Origin of the sequence: Enterobacter sp. SGAir0187, assembly GCF_002952735.2 — a bacterium.
Lineage (GTDB): Bacteria > Pseudomonadota > Gammaproteobacteria > Enterobacterales > Enterobacteriaceae > Enterobacter > Enterobacter quasiroggenkampii.
The window spans coordinates 4,340,116-4,365,402 of record NZ_CP025034.2; the positions used below are offsets into that span (position 1 = coordinate 4,340,116).

Annotated in this window: 22 protein-coding genes and 1 pseudogene; 6 read left to right on the forward strand and 17 right to left on the reverse strand. The window is 54.4% G+C overall.

Annotated elements, in window-relative coordinates; translation table 11 throughout:
• Positions 1 to 195: 195 nt before the first annotated feature.
• The 13 genes and pseudogenes from fliR to fliF form a co-directional block, all read right to left on the reverse strand.
• Positions 196 to 988 (reverse strand): annotated as a pseudogene (gene fliR, locus CWR52_RS20755) (flagellar biosynthetic protein FliR); the annotation flags it as partial.
• Positions 989 to 995: 7 nt separating this feature from the next.
• Complete coding sequence (gene fliQ, locus CWR52_RS20760; protein WP_008500315.1) at positions 996 to 1,265, reverse strand: flagellar biosynthesis protein FliQ; 270 nt, start codon at positions 1,263 to 1,265, stop codon at positions 996 to 998.
• A gap of 9 nt (positions 1,266 to 1,274) precedes the next feature.
• On the reverse strand, positions 1,275 to 2,012 hold the full coding sequence (gene fliP, locus CWR52_RS20765) for a flagellar type III secretion system pore protein FliP (RefSeq protein WP_008500316.1): 738 nt from the start codon (positions 2,010 to 2,012) through the stop codon (positions 1,275 to 1,277).
• Entirely contained in the window at positions 2,012 to 2,386 is a 375-nt protein-coding gene (fliO, locus tag CWR52_RS20770; protein WP_028016024.1) for a flagellar biosynthetic protein FliO, read from the reverse strand. Before fliO ends, fliP begins: the two co-directional genes overlap by 1 nt.
• Positions 2,387 to 2,388: 2 nt before the next feature.
• Positions 2,389 to 2,802 (reverse strand): flagellar motor switch protein FliN, encoded by a 414-nt coding sequence (fliN, locus tag CWR52_RS20775; protein WP_008500318.1) that lies wholly within the window; start codon positions 2,800 to 2,802, stop codon positions 2,389 to 2,391.
• Positions 2,799 to 3,803, reverse strand: a complete 1,005-nt coding sequence (gene fliM / locus CWR52_RS20780; RefSeq protein ID WP_008500320.1) for a flagellar motor switch protein FliM — start codon at positions 3,801 to 3,803, stop codon at positions 2,799 to 2,801. Before fliM ends, fliN begins: the two co-directional genes overlap by 4 nt.
• 4 nt (positions 3,804 to 3,807) lie before the next feature.
• Positions 3,808 to 4,278: a flagellar basal body-associated protein FliL gene (gene fliL, locus CWR52_RS20785; protein ID WP_021241388.1), complete on the reverse strand. Its 471-nt coding sequence runs from the start codon at positions 4,276 to 4,278 to the stop codon at positions 3,808 to 3,810.
• A gap of 106 nt (positions 4,279 to 4,384) precedes the next feature.
• Positions 4,385 to 5,617 (reverse strand): flagellar hook length control protein FliK, encoded by a 1,233-nt coding sequence (fliK, locus tag CWR52_RS20790; protein WP_104950629.1) that lies wholly within the window; start codon positions 5,615 to 5,617, stop codon positions 4,385 to 4,387.
• Positions 5,614 to 6,057: a flagellar export protein FliJ gene (gene fliJ / locus CWR52_RS20795; RefSeq protein ID WP_104950630.1), complete on the reverse strand. Its 444-nt coding sequence runs from the start codon at positions 6,055 to 6,057 to the stop codon at positions 5,614 to 5,616. Before fliJ ends, fliK begins: the two co-directional genes overlap by 4 nt.
• Before the next feature lie 21 nt (positions 6,058 to 6,078).
• Positions 6,079 to 7,449, reverse strand: coding sequence for a flagellar protein export ATPase FliI (fliI, locus tag CWR52_RS20800; protein WP_104950631.1), 1,371 nt, complete (start codon positions 7,447 to 7,449; stop codon positions 6,079 to 6,081).
• Positions 7,449 to 8,156, reverse strand: a complete 708-nt coding sequence (gene fliH / locus CWR52_RS20805; RefSeq protein ID WP_104950632.1) for a flagellar assembly protein FliH — start codon at positions 8,154 to 8,156, stop codon at positions 7,449 to 7,451. The genes fliI and fliH overlap by 1 nt, the downstream gene beginning before the upstream one ends.
• Positions 8,149 to 9,147 (reverse strand): flagellar motor switch protein FliG, encoded by a 999-nt coding sequence (gene fliG / locus CWR52_RS20810; protein WP_008500327.1) that lies wholly within the window; start codon positions 9,145 to 9,147, stop codon positions 8,149 to 8,151. Before fliG ends, fliH begins: the two co-directional genes overlap by 8 nt.
• Positions 9,140 to 10,819 (reverse strand): flagellar basal-body MS-ring/collar protein FliF, encoded by a 1,680-nt coding sequence (fliF, locus tag CWR52_RS20815; RefSeq protein ID WP_104950633.1) that lies wholly within the window; start codon positions 10,817 to 10,819, stop codon positions 9,140 to 9,142. Before fliF ends, fliG begins: the two co-directional genes overlap by 8 nt.
• A 228-nt stretch (positions 10,820 to 11,047) precedes the next feature.
• Between fliF and fliE the strand changes: the two genes are divergently transcribed.
• Together fliE and yedD are read left to right on the forward strand one after the other, a co-directional pair.
• A complete protein-coding gene (gene fliE / locus CWR52_RS20820) occupies positions 11,048 to 11,362 on the forward strand; it encodes a flagellar hook-basal body complex protein FliE (RefSeq protein ID WP_008500329.1) in 315 nt (104 codons plus the stop codon).
• Between the two features lie 74 nt (positions 11,363 to 11,436).
• Entirely contained in the window at positions 11,437 to 11,850 is a 414-nt protein-coding gene (gene yedD / locus CWR52_RS20825) for a lipoprotein YedD (RefSeq protein WP_104950634.1), read from the forward strand.
• Between the two features lie 102 nt (positions 11,851 to 11,952).
• On the opposite strand, the gene amyA is transcribed toward yedD, so the two are convergent.
• The 4 genes from amyA to fliD all read right to left on the reverse strand — a co-directional run bounded on the left by amyA (position 11,953) and on the right by fliD (position 15,741).
• On the reverse strand, positions 11,953 to 13,440 hold the full coding sequence (gene amyA / locus CWR52_RS20830; protein WP_104950635.1) for an alpha-amylase: 1,488 nt from the start codon (positions 13,438 to 13,440) through the stop codon (positions 11,953 to 11,955).
• A 103-nt stretch (positions 13,441 to 13,543) separates the two neighbouring features.
• Complete coding sequence (gene fliT, locus CWR52_RS20835; RefSeq protein ID WP_104950636.1) at positions 13,544 to 13,903, reverse strand: flagella biosynthesis regulatory protein FliT; 360 nt, start codon at positions 13,901 to 13,903, stop codon at positions 13,544 to 13,546.
• Complete coding sequence (fliS, locus tag CWR52_RS20840) at positions 13,903 to 14,313, reverse strand: flagellar export chaperone FliS (RefSeq protein WP_104950637.1); 411 nt, start codon at positions 14,311 to 14,313, stop codon at positions 13,903 to 13,905. Before fliS ends, fliT begins: the two co-directional genes overlap by 1 nt.
• Before the next feature lie 24 nt (positions 14,314 to 14,337).
• Entirely contained in the window at positions 14,338 to 15,741 is a 1,404-nt protein-coding gene (gene fliD / locus CWR52_RS20845) for a flagellar filament capping protein FliD (RefSeq protein WP_049005150.1), read from the reverse strand.
• A 238-nt stretch (positions 15,742 to 15,979) separates the two neighbouring features.
• Here fliD and CWR52_RS20850 point away from each other — a divergent pair, with 238 nt between their 5' ends.
• From CWR52_RS20850 to CWR52_RS20865, 4 genes are all read left to right on the forward strand, one after another.
• Positions 15,980 to 16,912 carry a flagellin gene (locus CWR52_RS20850; RefSeq protein WP_023293880.1) on the forward strand — a complete coding sequence of 311 codons (933 nt, stop codon included), beginning with the start codon at positions 15,980 to 15,982 and terminating at the stop codon, positions 16,910 to 16,912.
• Positions 16,913 to 17,100: 188 nt separating this feature from the next.
• Entirely contained in the window at positions 17,101 to 18,006 is a 906-nt protein-coding gene (locus CWR52_RS20855) for a flagellin (RefSeq protein ID WP_104950638.1), read from the forward strand.
• 170 nt (positions 18,007 to 18,176) lie between these two features.
• Entirely contained in the window at positions 18,177 to 21,815 is a 3,639-nt protein-coding gene (locus CWR52_RS20860) for a glycosyltransferase (protein ID WP_104950957.1), read from the forward strand.
• The gene (locus tag CWR52_RS20865; protein WP_114149326.1) at positions 21,812 to 25,210 is read left to right on the forward strand and encodes a glycosyltransferase family 2 protein; all 3,399 of its coding nucleotides are present in this window, start codon (positions 21,812 to 21,814) and stop codon (positions 25,208 to 25,210) included. The genes CWR52_RS20860 and CWR52_RS20865 overlap by 4 nt, the downstream gene beginning before the upstream one ends.
• Positions 25,211 to 25,287: the final 77 nt, after the last annotated feature.

The window sequence follows — 25,287 nt, forward strand, 5'->3', positions numbered from 1 at the left end:
AGCATGACAAAGACTTTCAGGCGGACTCACTATCCCGTAAAGTTACGTATAATTTGCCAGGAATCTTCTTAAAGTAAAGTAAATATTAAGTATTGTGAGGTGGTTAGAAACAATTAAACCGCGTCAGATATATCCTGGAAGATGTTTTTCGCATTTTATTTTAGGAATATCCTCAGAAAGACAGTAGCAACAGTACGGTCTATTATTTACGAGGCAGTTCGCTGACAATATCCGCTAACAGGTTGAATATCTCGCCGAATAAATGTTCACAGAAGGGAGCGATTAGTGGCATCAGTAATGACATTAATAAAATGCCGACCGTCAGCGTCAGCGGAAAACCAATGACAAACACCGAAAGCTGCGGCGCCATTCGGTTGAGTAAACCTAATGCCAGGTTGACGGTCAGCAGCAGGGTGATGATCGGCAGCGCCAGCATCAGCCCGTTCAGGAAGATCAGCCCCGCGGCGCGGGTGAGCGCCAGGAAAGCGTTGCTGTTCACCGGATTTTCGCCAATCGGCAGCGTATGGAACGTATCCACCAGCATGGAGATAAGCCACAGATGGCCATTGAACGACAGGAACAGCAGCATGGCGAGCAGATCGATAATGCGCGCCAGCACGGGCATGTTGAGATGACTGCCGGGATCAACAAACGTGGCGAACGATAACCCCATCTGCAGGCCAATCAGTTCCCCCGCGGTACGTACGGCGGCAAAAGCGAGCTGCATGGTAAAGCCGACGGCGACGCCAATCATCACCTGCTGCAGGGCGACCCACACCGCATTCGCCGAGAAGATCGGAATATCCACGGGAGGAAGAGACGGTGCGACGATAATGGAGATGATAATTCCCAGCCCCACTTTGACACGCTTGGGTATCGATTTCTCGCTGAGAATGGGGGCGGTGGAGATCAGCGCCATGATGCGCAGCATCGGCCAGAAGTAGACGCCGAGCCACTGAACCCACTGGTCGCTGGTGAAGTGCAGCATCGTCAGGTCAGCCGATGATGTACGGCAGGTTGGTAAACAGGTTGCGCATATAGTCCAGCAGCAGGTTCAGCATCCACGGCCCGGCCACGATAATCGCCACGAACACGGCGATGATTTTCGGGATGAATGACAGCGTCATTTCGTTAATTTGCGTGGCGGCCTGGAGAATACTGATAATCAGACCGGTAACCAGCGCGACAAGCAGCAGCGGCGCGGCAACGGCAATCGCGATTTTCATCGCCTCCGTGCCCATCATCATGACCGATTCGGGTGTCATTGCCGTTCCTTAACTGTAGAAACTCTGCGCCAGCGAGCTGACCAAAAGCTGCCAGCCGTCGACCAGTACAAAAAGCATGATCTTAAAGGGCAGGGCGATGGTCGCGGGCGGCACCATCATCATCCCGAGCGCCATCAGGACGCTGGCGATCACCAGGTCGATAATCAGGAACGGAATAAAGATGGTAAAGCCGATCTGGAACGCGGTTTTCAGCTCGCTGGTCACATAGGCGGGCAGCAGAATACGCATGGGCACCGCTTCCGGTCCCTGCAGCTCGCCGGTGTTGGACAGGCGGGCAAAGAGGGCCAGATCCGCTTCGCGCGTCTGGCGCAGCATAAATTCCCGCAGCGGCTGCGCGCCTTTATCCAGCGCTTCCTGCATGGAGATTTTATCTTCGCTGAACGGCTGGTAGGCATCGGTGTAAATCTTATCGATCACCGGCGACATAATGAAAAAGGTCAAAAACAGCGCCAGCCCGAGCAGAACCTGGTTTGGCGGAGCGGAAGGGGTGCCGAGCGCGTTTCGCAGCAGACCAAAAACGATGATGATGCGGGTGAAGCTGGTCATCATCAGCAGGATAGCCGGAATAAACGTCAGCGAGGTGATGAACACCAGCGTCTGCACCGGAAGCGACCAGCTTTGGCCGCCGCCTGCGAGAGGGGTTGACACCAGACCGGGCAGTTGCGCATAGACCGCGGGAGCAAACAGGCCAACGCCCGCAAGCGTCAGGGATAACAAACGGCGCATCAGGATCTCCCGGAACGCTTAAGCAAACTCTTCATCACGGACTGGAAATCCGCAGGGGCCTCTGCACGCTCGTCCACCACAGCAGGGGCGGGCGGCAGCTTATGTAATACGCTGATGTTCGACGCCGTGACGCCCAGGACCAGGCGCGCATCGTCCACCTCGACGATGACCACGCGTTCACGCGGCCCCAGCGTGGTGCTGGCGCTGACCTTTAGCCCGCGGGCGCCGGCGGTTTTCCCCGCCAGGCCAAAGCGCTTCGCCAGCCAGGCGGCGATAAGAATAAAGGCAATAATACCGAACAACGCCCCGCTCACCTGGAGCAGAGGTGAGCCGGGAACGGCAGAAGGTTGCGATAGTGTTGCCTGGGTTTTCATGCTTAACGGCTCAGACGACGCATACGTTCAGACGGGGTAATGATGTCGGTGATGCGTACGCCGTATTTATCGGCTACCACCACCACTTCACCCTGAGCAATCAGATAGCCGTTGATCAGAATATCCAGCGGCTCACCGGCCAGGCCGTCAAGGGCCACCACGGAACCCTGCGTCAGGCGCAGCAGCTCTTTAATGGTCATACGGGTGCGTCCCAGCTCAACGGTCAGCTTAACCGGGATATCCATAATCAGGTCGATGTCCTGCAGCGTGCCGCTGACGTCACCGCCGCCGAGCTGCTGGAATACGGCATCCGCTGCGCTTTTGGCCGGGGTCGCTTTTTGCTCGTTTAACGCGTCAGCCCACAGATCGTCCAGTGCTCCGCTGTTTTCATCGGACGGATTGTTCATGTCACTCATTTGGGCTGTTCCTCATTCAGCGAATTCAAAATCGGGTTGATCAAGTGCTCAACGCGTAACGCATACTGACCGTTAATCGTGCCGTACTGGCTAGTCAGCACGGGGACACCATCCACATGGGCAATAATGCGGTCGGGTTTTTCTATCGGCAAAACATCACCGGGTTGTAATTTCAGGATCTGAGATAACCGCAGCGGGATATCGGCGAAGCTCGCCACCAGCTCAAGCTGCGAATGCTGGACCTGGCGGACCAGGTTTTCACGCCAGTTCTGGTCTTCGTTGCGGGAGTTCTCCAGCGGCGGGTTGACCAGCAGCTCGCGCAGCGGTTCGATCATGCTGAACGGCAGGCAGATGTTGAACTCACCGGTCAGGTTACCGATCTCCACGTGGAACGGGGTGTTCACGACGATATCGTTCGGGGAGGTGGTGATATTGGTAAATTTCACCTGCATCTCAGAACGGACGTACTCCACTTCCAGCGGGTTAATCGCTTTCCACGCGTCGCTGTAAGACTCCAGCGCCAGCTTCAGCATGCGGTTAATGACGCGCTGTTCGGTGTGGGTGAATTCACGACCTTCTACTTTGGTCGGGAAGCGCCCGTCGCCGCCGAACAGGTTATCCACCGCAATGAACACCAGGCTTGGGGAAAACACCACCAGACCGGTGCCGCGCAGCGGCTTCAGATGAATCAGGTTAAGGTTGGTTGGCACCGGCAGGTTGCGGGCAAACTCATGATACGGCTGAATGCGGATCGCACCGACCGTGATATCCGGGCTACGACGCAGCAGGTTAAATAGCCCCATACGGAACTGACGTGCAAAACGTTCGTTAATGATCTCCAGCGCCTGCAGACGTTCACGTACCACGCGACGCTGGGTATTCGGGTCATAGGGACGAATATCGCTATCGCCGCCGATACCCGGTTGCGGATCATCACTTTTATCGCTGTCGCCGTTGAGCAGCGCATCGATTTCTGCCTGAGAAAGAATACTGTCGCCCATGTCGTTACCGCAGAATGAAGGCTGTATACAGAACGTCAGTGACTTCCTGCTTAGGTTGGCCGTTTACCAGCGGGGTCGCCAGCGTTTGTTTAATGGCGTCGACCAGCTTTTGCTTACCCACATCGGTGGCCAGCGCCGAAGCGTCCTGACGAGAGAACAGCAGCAGAAGGCGGCTACGCACCTCCGGAAGATAATCATTCAGACGCGCGCGCGTGGCTTCATCCTTCAGGCGCAGCGTAATACCGACGTACAGCACACGATCCGCGTCACCGAGATTCACGGTGAAGGTGTCCAGAGGGAAAAATACCGGCGCCGGTGGCGGTGCAGGTTCGGCTTTGGCCGCAGCGGTCGAAGGTTCCTGCTGCATACGCCAGTAACTATAGCCCGCGGTAGCGCAGGCGGCGAGCGTGATCAACACCAGCAGCGGGATCCAGATGGAACGCTTACTTTTTTTGGTGATAGCGGAGTCAGTCATCTGATACGAGCTTCCTGTTTCGGTACAGCTTAATAAGGGGATTATCCCGTGTCCTGCTGTCGTCAAAGCGTGGAAAAGACGGGGATAATCACGCTACCTCTGGCGTTTAGGCGAAGATGTCTACGGCACTGTTACCGCGCGCGGCGGATTGCAGGGCGGCAGGAACGGGCAGTAGTTCATCGCTCTCTTCATTAAAACCGCCGGTGTTGCCGGAACGCGAAGCCTGGTGCTGCTGCTGGGATGAGGACTGCTGCTGCCCGGCAAAGCTCTCGCTGCTGACGCTGCTCTGCGCAAGCTGAATGCCGTTTTCTGCCAGTGAGGTTCGCAGTACCGGCAGCGCGGCTTCCAGCGCCGCACGGACATGGCTGTGCGCAGAGACCATCTGCAACTGCGCCTGGTTATCATCCAGCTTAAGCGAAATTTGCACCTGACCCAGATCTTCCGGGTGCAGACGCAGCTCGGCCGTCTGCTGGCCCTGTTTGGTGAACAGGGTGATGTGCTGGCTCAGGGACTGCTGCCATTCATGCGTGCCCAGAGGCTGGCTTAACACCGGCGCGGGAGCAACGGTGGCGGCCGTCTGACTGGTTACATGGCTGGACATAATTGGTGCCAGGGTAGCTGTCGGCGATGATGAGGAGGAGGCGCTGGCGAGCTCCTGCTTCTCTGCGGTTGCGGCCACGACAGGCGTGGCCGGCGCGTTGCCCGACAGGGTAGGGTCGCTGTTTTTCGCCTGGCTCTGATAAGGCGCAGCACTCTGCGCTTTATCATGGCTTCCCGGAAGCGCGTTCAGCGACGGTTGGCCCGCGCCGTTTTGCGCAAGCCCCGCTGTACTCAGCGTTGCGGTGGCGGAAACGCCGTCACTGCCAGCTACGCGAGAGGCGGTAGTTTGCTGGTGCGGCAGCATCGCCATCAGGGCGCTCAATCCGGCCAGCTCTTCTTCGCTCAGCTCGCTTTTACCGTCATCTTTGCTGTTCGCGGCATTGATCGTCTTCAGTGCGTCACCTTTAGGCAGCGGTACCAGCCCGGAAACCAGCGTATCAAGCGAGGTGACGGGCGACGTTTCGTCGCCATTCAGCGCGGTTTGGCGCGAGAGCAGGTCGGCAATTTTGGCCTGAAGGGGGGTATCCCCTTTGGCGTCCTGAGCAACGTGGGACAACTTGCTGCCGGCGGCTTTCAGGTCAGCCAGAGTCAGGGGCGCATCTTTGCCCTTGCCCGTCGCGTCCGACAGGGCGCCCGCGAGCAGCGCGAGAAAGTCCTGTGCACCGTCGGTGCCTTTTCCTGTCTGCGTACCGCCTGACAGGTCGCTGTCGCTCATCAGCAGTTGTTGCAGTGTGATCATTCCGGTTTCCTCATTGATGCGCGCTGGGCAAACTCATCCATTTTTTTCTGATCCAGACGGTTTTCCGCCAGGGTCGTTGCCGCAATCTGTCGGTCCTGTAAGGTCTGCCAGGCCTGCAGTCGCTGCTTCTTCTCGCGCCAGAAATTCAGCGCGGTATCGACTTTCTGGGTCCACTGTTGAAGCTGCTGGCGATGCTGATCTATCGCCTTCTCCAGCGTCTGGATAAACTGCTGATAGTTAATCCAGCGCTGGCTTCCAATGCCCTGTGTCATATCGGTATTGAGGTTGGTGCGATATTCATGCTGATAGTCGATTAACATCTTCAACTGTTCTTCAGCCTGCTGGCACCCGCGTCGCATTGCGCCAAGCTGCAATGCGGCATCATCAACTTCTTTTTCAGCCAGATCTTTCAGCGTTGATAACGCGCTGTTTTGCGCCATGACCTTCGCCCTCCACCTGTGTTACACCTGCGGGAAAATCAGCTCCAGTGCCTGAATTGAATCTTCCCAGTCGGCGCGTTCAAAAATGCCTTGTTGCAAAAATGCCTCCAGCTGCGGCCACAGGCTAATTGCCTTGTCGAGCATCGGGTCGCTGCCTTTGGCATACGCCCCCACGCTGACCAGATCGCGGTTGCGCTGGAAGCTGGAAAGCAGTTGTTTAAAGTTACGCACGCGGGCGTAGTGCTTCTCGGTTATCAGCGCCGTCATCGCGCGGCTGATAGAGGCTTCAATATCAATGGCCGGATAGTGTCCGGCTTCGGCCAGACGACGCGACAGCACAATATGGCCGTCAAGGATCGCGCGCGCGGAGTCGGCAATCGGATCCTGCTGGTCATCGCCTTCGGTCAGCACCGTATAGAACGCGGTGATGGAGCCGCCGCCGCTGATGCCGTTCCCCGCACGTTCCACCAGGGCAGGGAGTTTGGCGAAGACCGAAGGCGGGTAGCCTTTGGTCGCCGGTGGCTCACCGATAGCCAGCGCGATTTCACGCTGCGCCATCGCGTAGCGGGTCAGCGAATCCATGATCAGCAGCACGTGTTTGCCGCGGTCACGAAAATCTTCGGCGATGCGGGTGGCATACGCTGCCCCCTGCATACGCAGTAACGGCGACACGTCCGCCGGTGCGGCAATGACCACCGAGCGGGCACGGCCTTCCGCACCCAGAATGTTTTCAATGAAATCTTTAACTTCGCGACCGCGTTCGCCGATCAGGCCCACAACGATAACATCCGCCTGGGTATAGCGCGCCATCATGCCGAGCAGAACGGATTTACCCACGCCTGACCCGGCGAAGAGGCCCATACGTTGCCCGCGTCCCACGGTCAGCAGGGCGTTAATCGGGCGTACGCCGGTATCGAGCACATGCTCAATAGGGGTTCGCTGCAGGGGGTTAAACGGCTGGGTGATTAATGCGCCGGTTTCAGTGGTGTCCGGTGAGGGCAGCCCGTCGAGCGGCTTCCCGCTGCCGTCCAGCACGCGACCCAGCAGGGCAGGACCAAGCGGCAGCTGTTTCCCGCTTTGCAGCCCATCGCCAGACGTGTTTTTGGCATACACGCGCGCGCCGGGCAGAATGCCTTCTACCTCTTCAAGCGGCATCAGGAACAGGCGCTGGCCGTTAAACCCGACCACTTCGCTTTCCACTTCACGCGTTTCCAGACCGTCCTGACGCTCGATCACGCACGTCGCGCCCAGCGGTAGTTGCAGGCCGGTGGCCTCCAGTACCAGACCGGTGGCGCGCGTCAGTCGCCCATAACGACGAACGGATGGCAATTGCGCCATCTTCGTCTCAAAATTGTCGAGCGTGGTGAGCCAGCGGGTGAGGCGTGCGGTCATCAGACGACTCCCGGTGCCGCCAGGCGGCACAGTTCCTGCCAGCGGGTGGCGACGCTGGCATCCAGATCGCCTTCATCGGCTGAGACTTTGCAGCCGCCGTGATGTAACGACGGATCGCCGCGCAGACGCCAGCCGTGCAGGTTTAGCGTCGCGCCCAGGCTCTCTTCCACGCGCTGCAGGTCGTCCGGATGGACGCGCAGCTGCGGCTTACCACTGAACAACGGCTCCTGCAGCAGCAGGCCCTGAATTTGTTTGATCAGCGCCGTGTTATCCACCACGGGCGTCTGGCCGATCACCTGACGCGCGGCTTCCAGCGCCATCTGCATCAGACGCGAGGCAATCACGCTGTCCAGCGCGTCCAGCGTGTGCTGGAACTCGCTGACCAACTGCTGCATACGAGCATGAAGAGGCGCCTGCTGCTGGCGCGCCTGTTCAATCCCCTGCTCTAACCCTTTCGCCAGGCCTTCCTGATACCCCTGCTCGTGGCCTTTCTGCCGGCCTTCGTTCAGACCGGCATTGTAGCCCTGCTCGTGCGCCTGCATTTGCAGCTGAGCCAGCATCTGTGCTTGCTGCTCTTCTTCGCTTAGCTCAGGCTGTTCGACGTCCGGGTCAAGCGCCTCGGTCGGGATCACGGCTGGCGTGAACTCGGAGAGGGGAGGGGCCAGATCGTCTGGCGTCCAGCGCTTCCACGGCAGCTCATTAGACATAGGTGTCGTCTCCGCTGCCAATCACCATCTCGCCGGTTTCCGCCAGACGACGAACAATAAGCAGAATGGCTTTCTGTTCGTTTTCCACCTGAGACAGACGAACCGGGCCGCGGTTGGCAAGGTCGTCGCGCAGGATATCGGCCGCACGCTGAGACATGTTGCGCAGGAACTTCTCGCGCAGCGGCTGCTCGGCGCCTTTGAGGGCGATAAGCAGCGACTCGGAATCCACTTCCTGGAGCAGGCGCTGGATGCTGCGGTCGTCCACTTCGACGAGGTTTTCGAACAGGAACATCTCGTCGATGATTTTCTGTGCCAGCTCGCCGTCGAATTCGCGAACCGCCGTAATGACGGCCTCTTCCTGCTGCGTTTTCATCAGGTTGATGATTTCCGCCGCCGTTCTCACGCCGCCCATTTTGCTGCGCTTGAGGTTCTGGCCGTCGAGCAGGTTGTTCAGCACCTCGGTCAGCTCCGCCAGCGCGGCTGGCTGGACGCCGCCGAAGGTGGCGATACGCAGCATCACATCGTGACGCAGGCGCTCTTCGAACAGCGCCAGAATATCGGCCGCCTGACCACGTTTGAGGTGGACGAGAATGGTGGCGATAATCTGCGGGTGCTCGTCGCGAATAAGGTCGGCGGCACTTTGCGGTTCCATAAAGTTGAGCGTTTCGATACCGCTGGCGGTATCGCGCGTTTCCAGAATATCTTCCAGCAGGCTGGCGGCGCGCTCTTCGCCCAGCGCCTTGACCAGCACGGAACGCAGGTAGTCGTTGGCGTTGACGTTCAGCGCGGCAAACTGTTCGGCTTCCTGCTCAAACTCCGACAGCACTTCGGTCAGCTGTTTGTTGGAGATTTGACGCACGTTGGCCATGGCCGCACTGAGAATCTGTACCTCTCGCTGGGAGAGGTGTTTAAACACCTCTGCCGCGCGATCTTCGCCAATGGTCATCAGCAGGATGACGCTTTTATCGGTGCCCGTAAGCGTATTACTCATGTTCGTTACCCATCCACTGGCGGATGACCAGCGCCACGACGCGCGGATCGTTATCTGACATTTCGCGAATGCGCTGGCTCATCACCTCGGCACCCATGCGCTGGTTAGCACGGCGCTGCTGCATCTGTTCATCTTTACTGAGGCGCACTTCAACCGCTTCTTCCGTTTCCTGACGCGCATTCATCTGCTCGCGAGCCGCTTTTTCAGCTTCAGCACGGCGCTGGAGCTGTGGACGAACGCCCTTACGCCACAGCAGCCACGCGACAATCAGCACCAGCAGCCAGCGTCCTGCGGACATCAGCTGGTCGATAAACGCCTGCTGTTGCCAGAACGGCAGTTCACCGCCAGTCTCTTCAACCGAGTTGAACGGTGAGTTCACCACGTTGAGGGTATCGCCGCGCTTCTCGGAGTAACCCATCGCTTCACGGGTCAGGTTTTCAATCTGCTTCATCTGCTCGGCGGTCAACGGCAACGGTTTGCCATCCGCCAGCGTTTTGTAGTTCACCACTACCGCAACGGAGAGACGCTGAATATCGCCCACGTTCAGTTTAGTGTGACGAATCGTTCTATCCACTTCGTAGTTCGTGGTTTCGTTACGACTGCTGTTTCGTGGGCCGCTGTTATTCGCCGTAGAGGTGGTCTGCTGATTATTTTGCTGACCGTTCTGCTGATTGGCCGGCGGCGTAGAGATCGGCGCCGCGTTTGCCGGGGCAGGCTGGTTAGACAGCGCGCCCGGCACGCCGCCCGGGTAGGCACCGCCAATCTGCTCGCTGGAGTTGATTTGACGCGAACGCATGACCGCTTGAGCCGCATCGCCGTTCGGGCTGTACTGCTCTTCGGTTTGTTCTTTATTCGAGAAGTCGATCTGCGCGGTGACCTGCGCGTGCACGTTGCTGTTGCCCACAACCGGGCCGAGGATCGCTTCGATACGACGCTGGAGACGGCTTTCGACATCGGCGGCATATTTCAGCTGCGCGTCGTTCAGGTCACGACCGGCAGTGTTGGATTGCGTCAGCAGGTGACCGCTCTGGTCGACCAGCGTCACGTTACCCGGCGGCAGGCCGGCGACGGCGCTGGAGACAAGATGCGTCACCGCGCTGATTTGCCCTTCGTCCAGCGCGCGGCCAGGCTCAAGGTTCACGGTCACGGAAGCCGAAGGTGATTTCTGTTCGCGGACAAATAAGGACGGTTTAGGCATCGCCAGGTGCACGCGGGCGCTCTTCACCGGGCCTAATGTTTCAATGGTGCGGGCCAGTTCACCTTCCAGCGCACGCTGGTAGTTCACCTGCTCGCTGAACTGGCTGATACCGAATTTTTCCTGATCCAACAGCTCAAAGCCTACCGCGCCGCCTTTCGGCAGCCCCTGCTGGGCCAGGCGCAGACGCAGTTCGTGCACCTTATCTGCCGGGACCTCCAGCGCACCGCCATTATCGGCAAAGCGATAAGGGATGTTCATCTGGGTCAGCTGGGTGACGATGGCGCCGCCATCCTGATCGGAAAGGTTACTGTAGAGCGTCCGGTAATCAGGGCTTTTCGCCCACAGGACCATCGCTACAAGGATCGCAATTGCGGCAGCGCCTGCCACGATCAACGGGATTTTAGGATTCGCGCGAAGGCGGTTCATCCACTCGAGTGATTTATTCTGCGGCGCTGTCGATGCTGTTGCACTCATTGCGCACCTCTAAAATCCTGGTGGTTTACGTTATTCGTGTAGAGAAACAAAACTGACTCCCGGGTCGGCAAACACGACAAAAGTTCCATATTGATGGCCCAGCCATTATTTGATGATTCGTGATTTTCTATGCGTCAAATAACCTGGTTTTTTCATGCTATTTACCGCCATTATCTTATTGACAAGCTGTTAGTCTTGACCGCGTAAAAAACCATCCAGGGGAGAGTCATGGCTATACAGGGCATTGAAGGGGTAATCAGTCAGTTGCAGGCAACGGCGATGACGGCCCGTAATCAGAATGTGGCAGATCAGCAGCCGAGCATCAGCTTTGCAGGGCAACTGCATGCCGCTCTTGACCGTATCAGTGATACCCAGACCGCAGCGCGCACTCAGGCTGAGAAGTTCACCCTCGGCGAGCCGGGCGTGGCGCTGAATGATGTGATGACCGATTTGCAAAAAGCCTCGGTTTCTCTGCAGATGGGGATCCAGGTGCGTAACAAGCTGGTGTCGGCCTATCAGGAAGTGATGGGGATGCAGGTCTAAGACCTGTCGATCTTCGCTGGCAGCCGCAGCGCTTTAATGCCACAATATTTTTTTCTTCGAATGCAGGAAAGATGATGAAAAAAATAGCAATTGCTGGCGCGCTGCTGGCACTGACCGGGTGCGTTCAGGTCGATAATTATAAAGAGGTGATCAAGCATCCTGTCCCGTCGCAGCTGGCGGGATACTGGCAGTCGAAAGGGCCGCAGAGCAACATGGTCAGCCCTGAAGCGATTGCCACGCTGGTGGTGACGGAAGAGGGTGATACGCTGGACTGCCGTCAGTGGCAGCGCGTGATCGCCGTGCCGGGTAAAATCATGCTGCGTTCAGACAGTTATTACAACGTGACCCGCAAGCTGGATATCTATCCGCTGGAGCGCGATGGCTCGACGCTTGAGTACGACGGGCTGGAGCTGCAGAAGGTCGATCGCCCAACGGTTGAGTGTGCCGATTACCTGAGCAAGAATCCGCTGGAGAGTAAGCTGCCCTAAGGGTAAAAGCAAAACGGCAACATCGTTGCCGTTTTTGGTGTTTGCGCCCTCTCCCTGTGGGAGAGGGACGGGGTGAGGGCATCAGGCCGCACGTTTCCCGTTCTACAACGCATCCTCAATCACCCACACGCTGACGCTTCCGCCTTTGCAGGTAAACGTTCCTTCGCCATCCGCCGCCGTGGTGACCGTTTCTTCGCGATTGCCGAGAAAATCACGCCACGTTTTGTTGCCGTAGTTTTCCCCCAGGCAAATTACCTTCTCGCCGTCGTCACCGTTCGACATCACCACCACGCAGCCGGGATCGTCTTCTGTGCCGCTGCGGCTGAAGGCGATGCAGTTAGGATGATCAAAAAACAGCGTCTGTACGCCGTGGGCAAAACGCTGGCGCGCAAGGATCAGTTCGTGGAGCTGCTCAATCACAGGCATATCAATATGGTACGTTTCTCCGTCTCCCCCCGTATCGTCATAGCTGGCGCCAAAGAGGTCCGGATAAAAGACGCTCGGCACGCCGTTTTCCCGCAGCAGGATCAGCGCATACGCCAGCGGTTTAAACCAGGCTTCGACCGGGGCTTCCAGCGCCTGCAAAGGCTGGGTGTCATGGTTCGCGACAAGAGTCACCGCATGAAACGGATCGGCTTCCACCAGCGTGCCGGTGAAGATTTGGCTCATGTCGTAATCCCGGCCCTGACGCGACGCCTCGTGGAATTTCATCTGCAGCGGGGCATCAAACAGCATGGTTTTGCCTTCAACCTGGTCGATATAGGCCTGAAGTTTATCCACCTCATGGGACCAGTATTCCGCCACGATAAACAGCGGCTGGTCGGCGACCTCCTGGACGTGCTCAATCCACTCTTTGTAGAACCAGGCGGGAATATGCTTGACGGCGTCCAGACGAAAACCGTCGCAGCCCGTCTGTTCCATAACCCATCGGGCCCAGTATTTGATCTCCTCGGTGACGGCGTGATTGCGAAAGTCGATATTTTCGCCCATCAGATAGTCGAAGTTACCCATCTCATCATCAACCTGATCGTTCCAGCCTTCGCCGGTGTAGTCGTTGACGATTTTAAAAATGCCGTCTTCATCGGGGTTTTCAATGTGGTCGACGCCGCTGAAGCATTTGTAGTCCCAGATGAACTGGGAATATTGCCCGGCGCGGGCAGGGAAGGTATAGCGGGTCCAGGCTTCACACTCAATGACCTCATCATCGATTTGCGTGCGATCCTGCGCGTTCACGCGCTGCACGCGCACTGGCTCTTTTTCATCGGCGCCCATTTTGTGGTTGACCACCACGTCCAGCAGCACGGCAATGTCGTTGCGCTTGAGGGCGTCGATGGCCTCCAGCAGCTGCGCTTTGTCACCGTATTTGGTGGCGATACTGCCTTTCTGGTCAAACTCGCCCAGATCGAACAGGTCATAGGAGTCATAGCCGACAGAATACCCGCCTGACGCGCCTTTATAGGCGGGCGGTAGCCAGATCATGTTAATGCCGATTTCGTTAAGATTGGGTGCTAACGCCGTGACCTCTCGCCACAATTCACCGCCAGCAGGGTAGTACCAGTGAAAACATTGTAACAGGGTGGGGTTTTTCATCGTCCGTGCTCCATATTGAGAACACAGTGAGTATGGGTGAAATGAGAATAAAACGCGGATGAAATAACAAAATATTATTCATCCGCAAAATACCATATTCAGACTAGAGATCTGATGGAAAGAGAACATTTCCTGATAAACGTCCATATGTTGAGTTCAGATTATGCTGTCTCGACGTCTGTCCAACTAATGCTTTCAGCTCTTCCATACGCTGGTGCAACAAGGTTTTCAACTCGATTTCATTATCGAGTATTTTTTTCAGAATAGGGCGTATTTGAGCCTGAATATGAGGCGGAATTTCGCTGGCATCCTGAAACATAGTCAGTTTTTCAACTGATGTCAGGTAGTCAACTTCGTAAGCGATAAGCTCATCCCAACGCCCCGCCTGAGTGAGAACAAGCATAGTGTTACTGGTTGTTAATAACTGCTGATAATGTTGGAGCAAGCCGAGATGGACGTCCATTAGTAATTGTCCCGCATGTTTTGAGAATGAGGGCCTATCTCTTTCCAGGCATCAGCAATGTTATTGAGTAACTCCACTACTTCATTGATGGCATTGATGTCGTTATGAAGATTAGCCTGTAAAAGACGCATGGTCATATAGTCATAAAGACTATCGAGATTTGCCGCCAGGTCGCCACCGACCTCATGGTTTAGACCTGACTGCAAACCGTTGCTGATGATATTGATTGCTTTACTTATGGCCTGCCCTTTACCGGGAATATCACCTTGTTCAATCAAAATGATGGCTTTTTTCATGGCGCTTAATGCGCCATCAAAAAGAAGCACAACCAGTTGATGTGGGCTGGCACTCAGAACGGCCGATTCAACGCCGACCTGAGCATATGCCTGAATTCCCGATTTTGTATACATGGTAAAACCTCAATTCATCATTTATTAACGGTTCATGGCGTTGAACTGTTGGGTCAGATAGCTTCCGGTCTGATCCATCTTTGAGACAAGCTGGCTCAGACTGGTAAATTGCGTTTTATAACGTGCCATGGTGGCGGTAATCTGTGCGTTTACGCGATCGTATTCGTCCGACAGTTTTTTCAGCGTCTTGTTGATGCCCGCAGTGGCATTCTGAACGGAACCGTCAGTTCCGAGCATGTCTTTCAGCAGACTGCTGGTCTGGGTGGCAAACCCGGTGGTTTTTCCATCGCCGGAAAGGAACGCGACGACGTCAGCCGATTTTTCGTTCAGTGCCTTGTTAAGTTTGGTACTGTCCACCGTCAGCTTACCGGTGATATCCTGCGTAATGCCAATCTGGGATAAAGTGGCCAGATCGCCTGAGCCCTGACTGGCCGAAATCATCGAGCGCAGACGGGTCTGAATATTACGCAGCGTTCCGTCGCCCAACAGATCGCCGTTGCTGCTGTCCTGGTTGGTGCTTCCCTGATCGACCGCCGTATATTTCGTCTGATTGGCAATAGTGGTCTGCAGAGAGTTATACGCATCCACAAAAGCCTGAATGGCATCGGTCATTGGCTGGTTGTCTTTGACAATTGACAATGTCTCCGGACTGCCTTTATTGGTCTTCGTCAGGTTTAGGGTAACGCCCTCTGGCGCATCCGTGATGGCATTACTGCTACGAACGATCTCGATACCGTTGATATTGACTTTAGCGTCGGCGGCCGGAACCTGTTCACTCATCACGTTGGTGGCGCTGGATGGGTTGTAGCTGACGTATTTCGCCAGTTGGCTATCATCCGTCGTAATGGTCATCTCGTTTGCTGTACCGGTATCACGGGAAGTCAGCGCTAAGTAATAACTGTTATCATCCGCTTTGATGATGCTGGCGCTTACGCTTCCCTGCTTGGCGTTAATAGCGTCACGCACATCGGCAAGGCTGGTCTTATCGCTCGCCAGGGTGATCGTTAACGGATCTTTCTGCCCCGGCTGAGTAATTGTGAGGGTGCGCGTGCTCATGCTGCTGTCGCCGAGTTCGGTATCCTTGCTGCCGACTTTAGGACTTAACAGAGACTGCGCTGCTGCCAGTTGCGTCACTTCAACGGAATAAGATCCCGCCGCTGCACTGCTGGCAAGCGTCGCACTAAACGCTGTGTTAGTGCTGGAAACCTTTGATTGTGCAATAGCAGAGGTATTTTTTAATGCATCTGAAGCAGTCTGTAATTTAGTGAGTGCTGTCTGCACCACCCCCCATGCTGTCAGCTTGGCTTTATATGACGTTTGCTGGGTAGTGATAGGCTTTAGCTTGGTTTGCTCAGCTGTCTGTAAATTGTCATACAACGTATTGAGGTCCAGTGAAGTACCTGCGCCGAGTGAACTAATACTTGCCATTTTTTCATCCTTTATTGAGACAATCGCTGGATGGTCTATCGGCAGAAACGAGAAAAAGATTAGCGTTATTTAAAAAAAACAATGCGTAAATAAAGAGGGAGAAATTCGGGCAGTTTACAGGTTTAAAAAAATGATTTTTTTCCCTAAAGCTTGAGAAAGGGCGGTCGATAACCTCATTGACGGTGAGAAAGCCGTAGGCAGATGCCTAAATCTGATAACTTTTTCAAAGGAATACATCATGGCTGTTATTAATACTAACACCCTGTCTCTGATGACTCAGAACAACCTGAGCAAATCTCAGTCTTCTCTGGGCACCGCGATCGAGCGTCTGTCCTCCGGTCTGCGCATCAACAGCGCGAAGGATGATGCTGCTGGTCAGGCAATCGCCAACCGTTTCACCTCTAACATCAACGGTCTGACCGTTGCTGCACGTAACGCCAACGACGGTATCTCTCTGGCGCAGACGGCAGAAGGCGCACTGAGCGAAATCAACAACAACCTGCAGCGTATCCGTGATCTGACCGTTCAGGCACAGAACAGCTCTAACTCTGCTTCCGATATCGACTCCATCCAGGCTGAAGTTAACCAGCGTATGGAAGAAGTGAACCGTGTGACCAAGCAGACCGACTTCAACGGTATCAAAGTTCTGGATACCGGTACAGGTTCAAGCACCTACAACTTCCAGGTTGGCTCTAAAGATAATGAAACTATCGGTATCACTCTGAGTTCTAGCGATAGCTTCAACCTGGCAGCTGCTGGCAACACCGGCGCGACGCTGAACACCAAAGCGATGACTTCTGGTGATGTTGTTAACGGTAACCAACGTACGACTGCAGCAGAAGGTTTCGACGTTCTGCACGGTGCGGTAACCGGTGGTACAGGTGGTACCGCAGCAGGTTCTACCCCACTGGCAGACATCGATAAGGCAATCAAATCTGTAGACAACCAGCGCAGCCTGCTGGGTGCCTCTCAGAACCGTTTCGAGTCCACTATCACCAACCTGAACAACACCGTGAACAACCTGTCCGCTGCCCGCAGCCGTATTCAGGATTCCGACTACGCGACTGAAGTGTCCAACATGTCCCGCGCGCAGATCCTGCAGCAGGCTGGCTCTTCCGTACTGGCTCAGGCCAACCAGGTTCCGCAGACCATGCTGTCCCTGCTGCGTTAATCGCCGTTATGACAGACAAAAAGCGCCGCATGTCGGCGCTTTTTTTCGTTTAAAATCAAAGTGAAATAAAGCAAGAAAAAAACATCAAAAGATCTAAAGTTTGTAAATGCCCTGTCGATAACCTTTATGAAGGCGATGAAGCCCCTGGCAGCTAGCCGGAACTCATAATCAATTAAAGGATACTTATCATGGCAGTGATTAATACTAACACTCTGTCGCTGATGACTCAGAACAACCTGAGCAAATCTCAGTCTTCTCTGGGCACCGCGATCGAGCGTCTGTCCTCCGGTCTGCGCATCAACAGCGCAAAAGACGATGCTGCTGGTCAGGCAATCGCTAACCGTTTCACCTCTAACATCAATGGTCTGACCGTTGCTGCACGTAACGCCAACGACGGTATCTCTCTGGCGCAGACTGCTGAAGGCGCACTGAGCGAAATCAACAACAACCTGCAGCGTATCCGTGATCTGACCGTTCAGGCGCAGAACAGCTCTAACTCTGCTTCCGATATCGACTCCATCCAGGCTGAAGTTAACCAGCGTATGGAAGAAGTAAACCGCGTGACGACTCAGACTGACTTCAATGGTATTAAAGTGCTGAACACTGGCACTGGCTCCAGCAGCTACAGCTTCCAGGTAGGTTCTAAGGATCAAGAAACCATTTCTATTAGCCTGAGCAGCTCTAACGCCTACAACCTGTTCAATGCCACCGGCGCAACCTCTGTTACCACTGGTCAGACTATCAATGGTAATGCACGTTCTACTGCTGCAGAAGGTTTCGACGTTCTGAGCGGTACCGTGACTTCCGGTGGTACTACCGATGGTAACCCGCTGGCAGACATCGATGCGGCAATCAAATCTGTAGACAACCAGCGCAGCCTGCTGGGTGCCTCTCAGAACCGTTTCGAGTCCACTATCACCAACCTGAACAACACTGTGAACAACCTGTCCGCTGCCCGCAGCCGTATTCAGGATTCCGACTACGCGACTGAAGTGTCCAACATGTCCCGCGCACAGATCCTGCAGCAGGCTGGCTCTTCCGTACTGGCCCAGGCCAACCAGGTTCCGCAGACCATGCTGTCCCTGCTGCGTTAATTTTGATAACGCTAAAAAGGCATCTTCGGATGCCTTTTTATTTCCCAATCGCCAGATTTAAGCCCAATTATCCAACCTATTTTTCCTCTTAAACCGTCTTCTATCCCTCACAATATTGCATTACTGAAAATAGAACTGTAGGCGTCCTTGTGGCGGCGTTGGGGATAAAAATGCCTGAAATTCTGATAAGTGTGGACAAACTGGACGCATGGTCTGCTTCCTGCACGGAAGTGCTCGACATAGCTGATGCCCTGCTAAGACGGGAATGGCATGTGATTCTCTGTACCTCGTTTATCGGGAAGCGTCTTCAGCCAGAAGTGGCCAGACTGCAGGCAACTGGAGCCCTGACGATTGTTACAGAGAATGCGGGAGAACTGGCCGCACGCTATGACGTTATATGGGTCGTCAAAGGCTTTTTTAGCGAGAAACTGCTTACAGCGCTACATGAGCAGAAAACGGCGGGATCTTTTATCTTCCGCCATTACAGTGATTACAACGATCTTTATATTCCATGGGGCGCCGGGCTTGAGAATGCTCTGGCAACGCGAGTGCTTGGCCTGTCGGCGTTTACGCAGACCATCCTGCTACAGACGGGGATCCAGGAAGACAAGCTACATCTGATGCCGTGGCTCGTGCCGGACGCTTACTGCGACGTTTACGCTAATCGTGAGGTGCAAGCGTTGCGTCGGATTCTCTATATCGCAGATAAAATGTCCGCTGAAATGTATGAAGTGCAGCAGCGCGCAGCCCAGTCGCAGATACGCATTGAATGGCTCGATTTAAGTGCTCAATCCGGGCGTATTGAACCGGAGTGGCTCGCGGGTTATGACGTTGTTATCACGGATGAACAGTATGTTCCTAAAGCGCTTGTTCTCGGCGTACCGGTCTTTTTAGCCCACGGAAACTATGTTGAAGGGTATTTGAACGATACAAATTTTGCGCACTATGAAGCCAACTATTTCTCTGGGGTGAATTTGCGTTTTTGCCCGGGTGCAGACGAGTGGATTCAACTGCTGACCGATGGTTATAACGATGCCAATAAATGGGTGCAGAATAATCATCAGACGTTCGTATCACGCTGGAGCCTTGAGCAGAATATTCTCGCTGCGCTGGTTTTTCCTGTTTCGCAAAGGCCTTACACGCTTTCTGAAAAAGATCGCCATGCGCTGGCATTCCACAGCAAAGCGCTGCTGCTCCAGCAGAGCGAAAACTACTCTATTACCCGCTGGATAAAGGATCGAAATATCACGAATGCGCGTCGTGAGGCTTTGCGTGCCTGTGCTGATGCCTTTCCGGACCGCGCCAGACTGGGTGTTATTATCCTCGCGCAGAATAAAACGACTGAAGAGTGCCAGATAACCCATGCATCGGCGCTCGCTCAATCGCTAGTGCCGATCTCTGTAGAGGTGGCGCATTCTGTTTCCGATATTAATGCGTTACTGGAAAACAGCCCTGCTCAGGCGCTGCTGATGCTCCCTGCGGGCTACACCCTGTTAGATGACGCGCTGCTGCGGTTCGCTGAGCATCGAATTCATCATCCAGAGGCAAGTGTCGCCTATTGTGATGAAATGATGGTTGCCGAAAACGATGAACCTGTTGTCACCTTGCGCCCTGAGGTTAATATCGATCTCCTGCGCAGCAAGCCTTACATTGGACAGGCGCTGCTCATTGATTGCCATGCGGCAAAGGTCGCAGGAGGGCTAAACCCTCTCTTTGCTTATACGCCATTTACCGATTTGCTCTGGCGTCTGGTCGAGCTGCAGGGCATCAGTGTCTTAACGCATGTGCCTGAAGTGCTGCTCTGCAATTCTGAACCTGCGCAACGCTGGACTGAACAGCCAGGTCTTATGGAACAGCATCGAAACGGCGTACTGGCACACCTTACACGACTTGGTATCTCTGCCTCCTATGAGCCGGGAGCCGTTAAAGCTCTACCGCGCCTTCGCTATCACTGGGATGCCCAGCCGATGGTCTCAATTATAATCCCCACGCGCGATCGGTTTGCTTTACTAAAGAACTGCATTGAAAGCCTGATGGAAAAGACCCACTACGCGCGCTACGAGCTAATGATCGTTGATAACCAGTCAGTAGAGAGCGATGCCTGTCAGTTCCTGAACGATCTAGCGAATCTTGGGCTGGAGCAGGTGCGGATATTGCGATATGACGCCCCATTCAATTTTGCTGAAATGGGCAACGCTGCCGCGCAGCAGGCGAGGGGAGACGTGCTCGTTTTCCTTGATAACGATTGTGAAATCATTGATGGCGCGTGGCTGGAAGCGTTACTGGAACATGCATTACGCCCGGAGGTGGGCGTGGTAGGGGCTCGCCTGGAGTTTAAGGATGGCCGGGTCCAGCATGGTGGCTATCTGACTGGCGTTCAAAACGGTGTGGAGGTTGCGTTTGCAGGAGCGGGAGGGGCTGACTCAGGTTTTCAGGACTATCTTTGCGTCCCGCATAATGTAACGGCAGTGAGCGGTTCTTGTATGATGCTGCGAAAAGAGGTGTTTTTCGCGCTTAACGGATTTACGCAAGAACGTTATCCCGTCTATTTTGCCGATGTTGATCTAGGAATAAGGCTGCAAAAGCAGGGCTATTTAAACGTCTGGACGCCCTGTTCGCGCGTTCAACATATGGGCGGAGCGACACGCCTTCTGGCCGATAAGTACCATGTTCCCGAACGACCGATGCTGGAACACTACGCACAGTTGCGTAACGAGTGGAAGTCAGAGCTGCTCATAGATCCTTCTTATCATCCACTTATGCAAAAATCCGGCGCGCTTTTCACTCTGAGTGAAAACAGTGCGCGTCTGCATACCCCTTTGCCTGGACGTCCTTTACCCGTTGTGCTTGCGCATCATGTTGACTGGAATGGCTGCGGACATCACCGGGTTATGCAGCCCTTTAAAGCAATGGAGCGTCATCATATGCTGGAGGGGGGGATGATGAACAGCATCCCTTCCGTCATGGAAGCCGCGCAACTTCAGCCAGATGTGATTGTACTTGAGTCACTCACCGGGAGCCGTTTCCCGAACATTATTAAGCAGCTGCGTGAAGTCTGTAATGCTAAAGTTATCATTGAGTACGATGATTTCTTACTTAACGTGCCGTTGAAAAATGGTAATCGTGATAACTATCCGCAACGCATGGTGAAGAGCTTCCGCAAAATACTCGAAAGCGCAGACAGAATTGTTGTCTCAACGGCGCCGCTTGCTGAAGCTTATAGCCGTTTCCATCATGATATTCGGATTGCGCAAAACCGCCTTGCTCCCGACCAATGGGGGCATTTGCTGAGTCAACGGGGGGTGGGTAAAAAATTACGCATTGGTTGGGCGGGGGGAAGTACCCATGCAGGGGATCTGCAAATCCTGCTACCTCTGATTAAGGCGCTGGAGAATGACGTTGAATGGGTCTTTATGGGAATGAAGCCGCGTAATGTCCATTGTGAGTTCCACCCTGGCGTTCCTTTCGAGATGTACCCCGAAAAGCTGGCCAGCCTGAATCTCGATCTGGCACTGGTTCCACTGGAAATCAATCAGTTCAATGAATGCAAGAGTAATTTACGGCTGCTGGAAATTGGTACATGTGGAGTACCGATCGTTGCCACGGATATTGCTCCGTACCGTTGTGGGCTACCGGTGACCCTGGTTGAAAACCGTTATAAAGACTGGATGAAAGCCATTCAGTCTTACCTCAATGATGCGGATTACCGTATCCGCCAGGGGGATAAACTACGGAATGCCGTACAGCGCAACTGGTATCTGCGCGAAAATGGACTCAATGACTGGCAACAAGGTTGGTTGGCACAATGACTATGCATATAGATCTTCATTCTCCCTACCTGATTGCTGCACCTGACTACCGTGAATCGTCGTTGGGCATTCAGGTACTTCATCGATTATGCCATATGATCAATGAGCGTGGTGGTCGTGCCTGGATGGTTGGTTGTACCATCAACCCCGAATGGAATGCGCCAGCGCTGACGCAAGAAGCCTATGAACAGATCATCTCCAGCGGCAGGTCCTGGATTGCTGTTTATCCGGAGGTCACTACGGGAAATCCTTTTTCTGCGCCGGTAACTGTCCGCTACATGCTAAACAGGGAAGGGGTCATCATGCAAAACGCCATTGAGGCCGGTGCTGACGATCTCTTTTTCTGGTATCGCCCTGAGTTTGCAGACAAAGAACCCGATCCGAATATTCTGGGGATTGAATGTTATGACCTCTCACTCTTTCAGGATGACCAGCCGGTTAAAGATAAAGACTTTCTCTACCTGAACAGGATCCCTGAATCCGCGCTTGATTTATCGAGGTTGCCAGAAAACATCACTATTTTGTCGATGCGCAACCCTTTGTCATTACGCGAGCTGGCGATGCTTCTGAAACGTGGGCGCGTGCTTTACACCTATGAGTCGTCAGGAACCTGTCTGCTAGCCATGCTATGTGGCTGCCCGGTCGTATCATTGTCTGTTCCGGGCTATGAGCATTATGCGTTGAACGAGCAATCATTACAGGATATCGGTGGTGCCGGTTTCGGTTACTCCGATTCTCCGGAAGCACTGGACGACATTCGGGCTGGTCTACCGATTGTCCGCGACGTTGTTTTGGCCAAAAGGCGACTTCTGGAAACCCAGTTTGATCGCTTCCTGTCTCTAACCCAGGCAAAAGCACAGCAGCACGATGATGTTAAGGAGCGCAACTCGTTCAGCCACTGGATTTCTCACCGCACTCTGCCGACCACGGTTACAGCAGAAACCCGTCTGCTGCACGTTATCCTTTGCCTGAATGCGCAGGTGAGCGCTATCGAGGCATCCGTCGCCTCACTTACCCGTCAGGGTGTGGATTCACGCACGATTCTTCTCGTTGCGCCAGAACCTGGATATCGCGCTACGACCATGGATATTCGCGCGGTTACGGTAGATAGCTGGGTTAGTGCTGTCAGGCAACTGGCTGAAACTGAGGACTTCGACTGGCTGCACTGCATCGATGCGGGTGTTGAATACACTGCGGCAAGCATTGGGTTAATGCGTAATATGCTCTCGCAGGCCGGGGAATGTCAGGCAATTTATACGGATGAGGCGTTACGCGCTGAGGGTGGTGAAATCACTCCGGTACGTAAACCGGATTTTAATCTCGATCTTTTCCTCGCTTCGCCTCACCGTTATTTACGTCGCGTCTGGTTCCGGCGCGAGAGTTGGCTGGCGGCGGGTAAATTTAACCCTGAATTTAGTCAGTCTTTCGAATTTGACGCGTTGATCGATTATCTGCTGCAATGGGGAACGGGCTGTATTGGGCATATTACGGATATTATTACCCTGGTGCCTGCCTCCGTATTTGATTTCCCATCTCCGCTCGAAGAAGCACAGATTCTCCAGCGTTATCTGCAGCATCGTGGATTTTCTCAGGCCAGCGCCGTACAGCAAAAAAATCTGACGTGGCGTATTAGCTACCCACAGCCAGAACGTGAAAAAGTCAGCATTCTGCTTGATGCGGGTGATGAACCGGCGCGACTGATCCGCTGCGTTGAGAGTCTGATGAAGAATACCGAGTGGCAGAACAAAGAGATTTTGCTGGCGGTGGCTGAAAACGCCAATGCAGAGATGATTGATCTCATCAAGCAGATGCAGGAGGTGATGCCATTAACGGCGATCGTCTGTGGCGCTGAGCAAAACTACGCAAGTCGCATGAACTGCCTGGCGCAAAATGTGACAGGTGATTTTATTTTACTTCTGGATCTCCATACGCTTTTTGTCCTGAAAAACTGGCTGACGACATTGCTGAGCCATGTGATTCGCCCTGAAGTAGGAAGCGCAGGGCCAAAATTTATCACCACTGACCAACGGTTGCTGAGTGCGGGTATGATCGCTGGGGCCGATGGTTGGGTCGGGCATGTAGGTCAAGGGGAACCCTGGCAAACAGAAGGCGAACTGTCACGCTACCAGTGCGAGCAAAACTATTCCATTTTGAGCAGCAACTGCCTGCTGGTCAAGCGTGAAGCATGGCAGCGTGTCGGCGGGCTGTCGGTTGAATATGACGACCAGCACGTCATTGATATTATTCTGCCTCTGAAGCTAAAGCGGGCTGGTTATCTTGCCGTCTGGTCGCCGTTCAGCGTTGTGGTATCGGACAATACACGGCTTCTTGAAACGGTGTGCGTCAGCGAGAACTCCCAGCGCCAGACATTACTCGCCGAGATGCCAGAGGTTTTCACTGACGATCCGGCCTATAACCGCTATCTCAGTCTACAACGTCCATTGTTCCGCCATGGGCCTGTTACGACCAATGGGCCTGAAGATCTCTCCTTGGCGCGCGCAAAGGTTCTGTTGCTTAAAAATGGTGAGGACTGCGAATACTCGAAACGTATCGCCGACTTGCTGCAGAATCTGTCGACAGATAACGCGATCTGCCTGATACGTGATTCTTCCGATCTGTCCGTGCCAGAAATATTGCGTCTCGTACCGAATATTGTGGTGCTTACCCATGCCCCGGATAAGTCGCTATCTGCACGTCTTGCGGCGGTGAGTCGGATTATCCCTTTGCGAATTTATGCGCTGGCGGATTCAGCCGGTTCAGGTAATAACGGTCAGGAGCAGGGAAGTGTGGTGACGCAGTGGCTAACCTGGTCTGCAGAGCGTGAAGCGCAGTTAAGCAAACGAAAAAGGCCGGTGTCGTGTCTGCCGGTGTTGCTGGGGCGTGAATGGGTCTCGCAGGCGAGGCCGGCTTCGTCCGAACGCAGACGCGTTTTGTGTATACCTGAAGCGTTATCCGTAAAAGAGCAAGAATTCATTAGCCGGGTTATCGCCGCCACGCACGCCTGGGTGGATTGGATCATTTTGGGGGCCTGGCCCGCGGCGTGGCTGCCGATGGTCGCAGAAACGGTTCGCTGGCACGGGGAACGGATGTCACCTGAACAGCTACATCAGGTGCAAGCCGACATAGCCATTATTTTCAGGCTGAACAGCGACCACAACCGTTTTAAAGATGACTATCAGGCGGTTCAGCTCGCAGCCTGTGGGATAGCGATTGTGGCTAGCGATGTTCCTTCATTGCACAACAATCTCCCCTTCCGGCGCCTTAAAGCTGACCCTCAGGTCTGGCAGAACGAAATCGCAAATGCCGACAGCAACGTGGTTAGTCCGCAGGAGATTAGCACCTTCATTTACGATCGGGAGTCAATCCCTGAGGTGATTCGCGAGCTGTTTATGTAACAAAGGATGCTTTCCGGGGCGTTTTTTACCCGGAAAGCTAAGCCGTTTGGGTAATTGAGTCCTGAAAGGTGTCTTGT

Bases quoted from the DNA above. Each gene is read 5' to 3' on its own strand.
- amyA (WP_104950635.1), bottom strand. From the start codon at position 13,440: ATGAAAAACCCCACCCTGTTACAATGTTTTCACTGGTACTACCCTGCT.
- fliT (WP_104950636.1), bottom strand. From the start codon at position 13,903: ATGGACGTCCATCTCGGCTTGCTCCAACATTATCAGCAGTTATTAACA.
- fliN (WP_008500318.1), bottom strand. From the start codon at position 2,802: ATGAGTGACATGAACAATCCGTCCGATGAAAACAGCGGAGCACTGGAC.
- fliM (WP_008500320.1), bottom strand. From the start codon at position 3,803: ATGGGCGACAGTATTCTTTCTCAGGCAGAAATCGATGCGCTGCTCAAC.
- fliP (WP_008500316.1), bottom strand. From the start codon at position 2,012: ATGCGCCGTTTGTTATCCCTGACGCTTGCGGGCGTTGGCCTGTTTGCT.
- fliO (WP_028016024.1), bottom strand. From the start codon at position 2,386: ATGAAAACCCAGGCAACACTATCGCAACCTTCTGCCGTTCCCGGCTCA.
- CWR52_RS20865 (WP_114149326.1), top strand. From the start codon at position 21,812: ATGACTATGCATATAGATCTTCATTCTCCCTACCTGATTGCTGCACCT.
- fliS (WP_104950637.1), bottom strand. From the start codon at position 14,313: ATGTATACAAAATCGGGAATTCAGGCATATGCTCAGGTCGGCGTTGAA.
- fliQ (WP_008500315.1), bottom strand. From the start codon at position 1,265: ATGACACCCGAATCGGTCATGATGATGGGCACGGAGGCGATGAAAATC.
- fliE (WP_008500329.1), top strand. From the start codon at position 11,048: ATGGCTATACAGGGCATTGAAGGGGTAATCAGTCAGTTGCAGGCAACG.
- fliI (WP_104950631.1), bottom strand. From the start codon at position 7,449: ATGACCGCACGCCTCACCCGCTGGCTCACCACGCTCGACAATTTTGAG.
- fliG (WP_008500327.1), bottom strand. From the start codon at position 9,147: ATGAGTAATACGCTTACGGGCACCGATAAAAGCGTCATCCTGCTGATG.
- fliL (WP_021241388.1), bottom strand. From the start codon at position 4,278: ATGACTGACTCCGCTATCACCAAAAAAAGTAAGCGTTCCATCTGGATC.
- fliH (WP_104950632.1), bottom strand. From the start codon at position 8,156: ATGTCTAATGAGCTGCCGTGGAAGCGCTGGACGCCAGACGATCTGGCC.
- CWR52_RS20855 (WP_104950638.1), top strand. From the start codon at position 17,101: ATGGCAGTGATTAATACTAACACTCTGTCGCTGATGACTCAGAACAAC.
- CWR52_RS20850 (WP_023293880.1), top strand. From the start codon at position 15,980: ATGGCTGTTATTAATACTAACACCCTGTCTCTGATGACTCAGAACAAC.
- fliF (WP_104950633.1), bottom strand. From the start codon at position 10,819: ATGAGTGCAACAGCATCGACAGCGCCGCAGAATAAATCACTCGAGTGG.
- fliJ (WP_104950630.1), bottom strand. From the start codon at position 6,057: ATGGCGCAAAACAGCGCGTTATCAACGCTGAAAGATCTGGCTGAAAAA.
- CWR52_RS20860 (WP_104950957.1), top strand. From the start codon at position 18,177: ATGCCTGAAATTCTGATAAGTGTGGACAAACTGGACGCATGGTCTGCT.
- yedD (WP_104950634.1), top strand. From the start codon at position 11,437: ATGAAAAAAATAGCAATTGCTGGCGCGCTGCTGGCACTGACCGGGTGC.
- fliD (WP_049005150.1), bottom strand. From the start codon at position 15,741: ATGGCAAGTATTAGTTCACTCGGCGCAGGTACTTCACTGGACCTCAAT.
- fliK (WP_104950629.1), bottom strand. From the start codon at position 5,617: ATGATCACACTGCAACAACTGCTGATGAGCGACAGCGACCTGTCAGGC.